This is a genomic window from Rhodococcus sp. CX (assembly GCF_015865005.1).
Lineage (GTDB): Bacteria > Actinomycetota > Actinomycetes > Mycobacteriales > Mycobacteriaceae > Rhodococcus.
This window is the reverse complement of the sequence record NZ_JADZGH010000182.1, coordinates 57,876-62,118: the sequence shown is the minus strand read 5'-3', so window position 1 is coordinate 62,118 and position 4,243 is coordinate 57,876. Positions and strand designations below refer to the sequence as shown.

Below are 4,243 nucleotides of genomic sequence, written 5' to 3'. Positions count from 1 at the left end.
GGCGGGGCTCGAACCCGCGACCAATGGATTATGAGTCATACGAAATCCGCTTGTATGCGGTAGGAATGAATAAGCAGTATTTACAGGCACTTTCGACGTTCTGTTGCCTACGTGAGCGATCGAGGGATACGGTGGGAACCCGGTAACCGGTGGGAAACCGGTCGGACTACCCACCGAATACCGAACCCCAGAAAATCAGAACGGCCCCGCCGGTGCTGCGAACACCGAGCGGGGCCTCGATTCACAACGGAGACACCCGTCATGAACCGTTCTTTCATCGTACGGCGCGCTGTGTGCGCCCTCGCCGGCATCCTCGGCTTCGCCCTCATCTACGGACTGCCCATGCTCGGCTTGAGCCTCGCAGTCGAACATGGCCTGTATGTCACAAGCGCCGCGACCGTCGTGCCGTTCCTCCGGTTGGACGGGGCAGAACGTGCCCGCATCCTCGAGTACTACCGCGGCACCGACGGTGCACAGCTCGCGCTCGTGGAGATCGGCGGCGACACCGAGTACGGCGATGACCTCGGCCCGCTGCGACTCGCCGTCACCGTTGACCGGCTCGACATTCGCCCCCGAATCCCGCTTGCGGATTCGTGAGCTTCGCCACTCGAAAGCCGATCAGCAAGGCGGATTCTGCGACCGCTACGCCTAGTCACATACGTGGCCTACAGGTGACTACGGATGACAACCGAGGACAACGGCGATCGACCTAGAACACGAATATCGCCGTCCTGTCACATATTTGGTGCGTACCAGTGTCGGGGAGCATCGACTACCGTCCGTATCCACCGAGAACCGCAACGATCCCAACCCAACGCCGGAGGAATCTCAGATGACCACCCAAACCGCCCTGCTCAACACCGCCCAGGCCGCCGCGTACACCGGCTTTGCCCTCCACACCATGCGGGTCTGGCGCAGCCGGGGAATCGGCCCCGACTACGTGAAACTCGGCCGTGCCGTCCGCTACCGAATCAGCGACCTCGACGCCTGGATCACCGCCGGCCACACCAAGCCCACAGCCGCTTAACTCAAGGACAACCGGGCGAGGAAACAGCGCATAGCGAAGGGCACGCCCACTGCCCGCCAGCAGCTTCGGGCGTGCCCCTCGAAAGCCATGCAACCAACCCACAACGAAAGGTTGCCGTGCGTTCATCACCGGCCATAAAGGCCACCCCGAACGATAGCAGCACACCCCCACTACACGCAGTACCGCTTGACCCTCATGCAGACGAGCGATACCGCGCGCTTATCGACCCCGCACCCGCACTACTCGCAGCCATGATGGGCGGACGATGCACACTCTCAAGCATCAGCGCCATTGCCCCACTACTCCGGCAGGACGACCCCGAAAACCCTTGGGACGGTGTGATCCTCCGATACGTCGTCGCCGCAACCCGTGACGGTTCCCTCGCCGACCCCGCCCTCATCGACAGCCGGATGCGAAGCGCCGGCGAATACAGCAAGCCCGGACAGCACGCACTCGCTTACCGACTGACCAGCGCCGCAGCACCGCGCGTAAACCACGACCGTGTAGGCCCTCTCGCCGTCGCACTCGTCGAACAATCGCTACGCCGCAGAATCGCCCAGTTCGGTAGTGCAATCACCGAAGCCGCCGACACGATGAGCGACCACGACCTCCGGCACCTCATCGAGAGAGAACGCGCCGAGGTAACCGCCCACTACACCCGACTCGACGACCTGCGAAAGGCGGCAAAGACCGCATGACAGCCGCAACCATCACCACCGCCGCCGACGTCGCCCGCATCATGGCCTCACACCGAAACGAGACGACCGGCACCACACCCGTCCAGCACGACGACGTACCCGGATTCTGGAACCGCCGAGAAGTCCTCGCGCATATCCTCGAGTTCGCCCGCGCACGCCGCGCCGGGCCGTGGGCCGTGCTCGCCGTCGTCCTCGCCCGGGCCGTTGCCTCCGTCGAACCGAACGTGATGCTCCCGCCCATCATCGGCGGGCCCGTGAGCCTCAACCTGTTCGCTGCGCTCGTCGGCCCATCCGGTGGCGGAAAGGGTGCCGCAGAGGGCGCCGCCCGCAACGCAGTACGGTTCGCCGACCACACCGGTACCGACAACGACGCTGAGACGTTCACGCTCGGATCAGGGGAAGGGCTCGCCCGCACCTACCGGCCGAACGGGAACGGTTCCGACGCGACAAACGAAGACCGCTCGCAGTGGCGAAGCCGAGCACTGTTCACCGTCGCCGAGGTTGACACCCTCGCCGCGCTCGGAAGCCGCACCGGCGCAACACTGCTACCCGAACTCCGCAAGCTCTACAGCGGCGAGACAATCGGGTTCCAGAACGCCAGCAAGGTCACTCGCTGCGTCATCCCCGCCCACGAGTATCGAGCGTGCCTCATCGTCGGTGTGCAACCAGCCAAGGCGGCCCCACTGATCCACGACGCTGACGGTGGCACCCCCCAACGGTTCGTATGGCTCCCCGTCGACGACCCCGACGCCCCCGACACCGCACCGACAGAACCACCCACGCTCGACGTCAAGGCACCGAAGTGGGGCAGCGAACCCGTGCACCTGGAAGTGCCCGACGTCGCCCGAAACTCAATCGACGCGCACCGCCTCGCAGTACTTCGGGGCGAACCCGTCGACCCGCTCGACGGTCACCGGATGCTCTCACGGCTCAAAGTCGCCGCTGCGCTGTCCATCCTCGATGGTCGCTCAATCGTCAACGCAGAGGACTGGGACCTCGCTGGCGTCATCATGGCGAAGTCCGATCGCACCCGCGCCGGCATCGAGCACACCCTCACCGAGCACACGCGGCGCAGCAACCGTGCACGCGCCGAGATGGACGGTGAGCGTGCCGTGATCGTCGACGACGTGAAAGCAGCCGGAGAGTACGCGCGGGTACGGAAGCAGGTTCTCGCCCGACTCGGCCGCCGCCCCGAAGGTGTCCCGCGCGGCGAGTTGGGCCGAGCCATCAAAGCCGAGTTGCGGGTACACGTCGACGACGTCCTCGACGACCTCGTGAGTGAAGGTGTAGCGACCACTCAGCCGATGCCGCGGAGTGTTCTCTACATCCTCAGCAGCTAACCGGAGTGTGTACCGTGTACTCGGTACACACTGCCAAAAATAGGCTTTGAGCTGCGGTTATGTAGCGTGTACCGAAGTACACGGTACACACTCACGTAGCGAGACACCCCCGGTCCGTGGCGCCTGGGGGTGTCTCCCCGTGACCGGTCAAGCACCAAACGCGCGCGATCCCAACAGGACACCGTGGGGCTTATACCACCCATCCGACAGTCGGTCAAATCCGGTCATGTATACTCGACCACCGAGTGCACGCGCACTCGGTGAGCCCGCCCAGCTCCCCCGCTCACTCCGCCGGCCGCAGTCTGCCCCGTCGGCCCCTCGATTGGATCCCATGTCCGAGGCACCCCCGAACCTGCCCGAAGCCATCGCACCAACCGTCGCACGCCTCGCCCGCGCCGGCATGAGTCGCAACGCCATCAGTCGCGCGCTACGTGTCGCGCACGGCACCGTAACCACCGCAGCGAACCTTGCCGGCGTCGAGTTCGACCGAAGCATCACCGCGGCTGCAACGAAAGCGCGCGCCGAAGACCTGAAAGCGCGGCGCCAGAAGCTATCCGAGCAGTTCCTCGCCCTCGCCGAGAACATCAACGCCGCCACCGACCCCACCGCCGAGGACGCTCGCGACCTCCGCGAACGACTCATCGCGGCCGGTATTGCCACCGACAAGCATCTGCGCCTGGACGAGCACGACACCTCCGGCGCGTACATGTCCGCGGTCGATCACTTCATGGCCGCCATGCTTGGCGACCAAACCGCCGAGGATGAAGAGATCGACCAGGCCGCGATCTACGCCGAACTCAACGCAGCCCGGCCCGCGACTGCCGACCCCGTCGACCCCCATCCCCTTGAGGAGCCCCAACCGTGACCGTAACTCCCCACCCGAGCACCGTCGAATCGGTGCGCCAACTTGACCCGAAATCTGCTGCGGCAGAAGCAAATGCGTACATTGATATTCTGCCGGACGTTACGTCGATCCTCGCCGCTACCGCCGCCGGCGAACACATGCTGGCCCACAACCACGCGCAACTCCTCTGGGGCTTCCTCACGGCAAGAACCGCCGCGATCCGCGCCGCACACCCAGGACTCGACTACGAGGACGCCGCGTGACCGCCGACAACTACCGGCCCGCCCCGGCCGCCGAGGTGCTGTTCCGCCGGCGCGTAACGCACGACACGCCC

The 4,243-nt window shown here is 65.2% G+C and carries 6 protein-coding genes; all 6 read left to right on the top strand.

Annotated elements, in window-relative coordinates; genetic code table 11:
• The first annotated feature begins 261 nt into the window (after positions 1 to 261).
• The 6 genes from I0Q12_RS19590 to I0Q12_RS19565 all read left to right on the top strand — a co-directional run bounded on the left by I0Q12_RS19590 (position 262) and on the right by I0Q12_RS19565 (position 4,172).
• Entirely contained in the window at positions 262 to 597 is a 336-nt protein-coding gene (locus I0Q12_RS19590) for a hypothetical protein (protein WP_197253733.1), read from the top strand.
• A 235-nt stretch (positions 598 to 832) separates the two neighbouring features.
• Positions 833 to 1,027: an AlpA family transcriptional regulator gene (locus I0Q12_RS19585; protein WP_197253731.1), complete on the top strand. Its 195-nt coding sequence runs from the start codon at positions 833 to 835 to the stop codon at positions 1,025 to 1,027.
• 251 nt (positions 1,028 to 1,278) lie between these two features.
• Complete coding sequence (locus I0Q12_RS19580) at positions 1,279 to 1,725, top strand: hypothetical protein (RefSeq protein WP_197253729.1); 447 nt, start codon at positions 1,279 to 1,281, stop codon at positions 1,723 to 1,725.
• Positions 1,722 to 3,065, top strand: a complete 1,344-nt coding sequence (locus I0Q12_RS19575; protein ID WP_197253727.1) for a hypothetical protein — start codon at positions 1,722 to 1,724, stop codon at positions 3,063 to 3,065. The genes I0Q12_RS19580 and I0Q12_RS19575 overlap by 4 nt, the downstream gene beginning before the upstream one ends.
• Before the next feature lie 331 nt (positions 3,066 to 3,396).
• Positions 3,397 to 3,930, top strand: coding sequence for a hypothetical protein (locus I0Q12_RS19570; protein WP_197253725.1), 534 nt, complete (start codon positions 3,397 to 3,399; stop codon positions 3,928 to 3,930).
• The gene (locus I0Q12_RS19565) at positions 3,927 to 4,172 is read left to right on the top strand and encodes a hypothetical protein (protein ID WP_197253723.1); all 246 of its coding nucleotides are present in this window, start codon (positions 3,927 to 3,929) and stop codon (positions 4,170 to 4,172) included. Before I0Q12_RS19570 ends, I0Q12_RS19565 begins: the two co-directional genes overlap by 4 nt.
• Positions 4,173 to 4,243 lie beyond the last annotated feature (71 nt).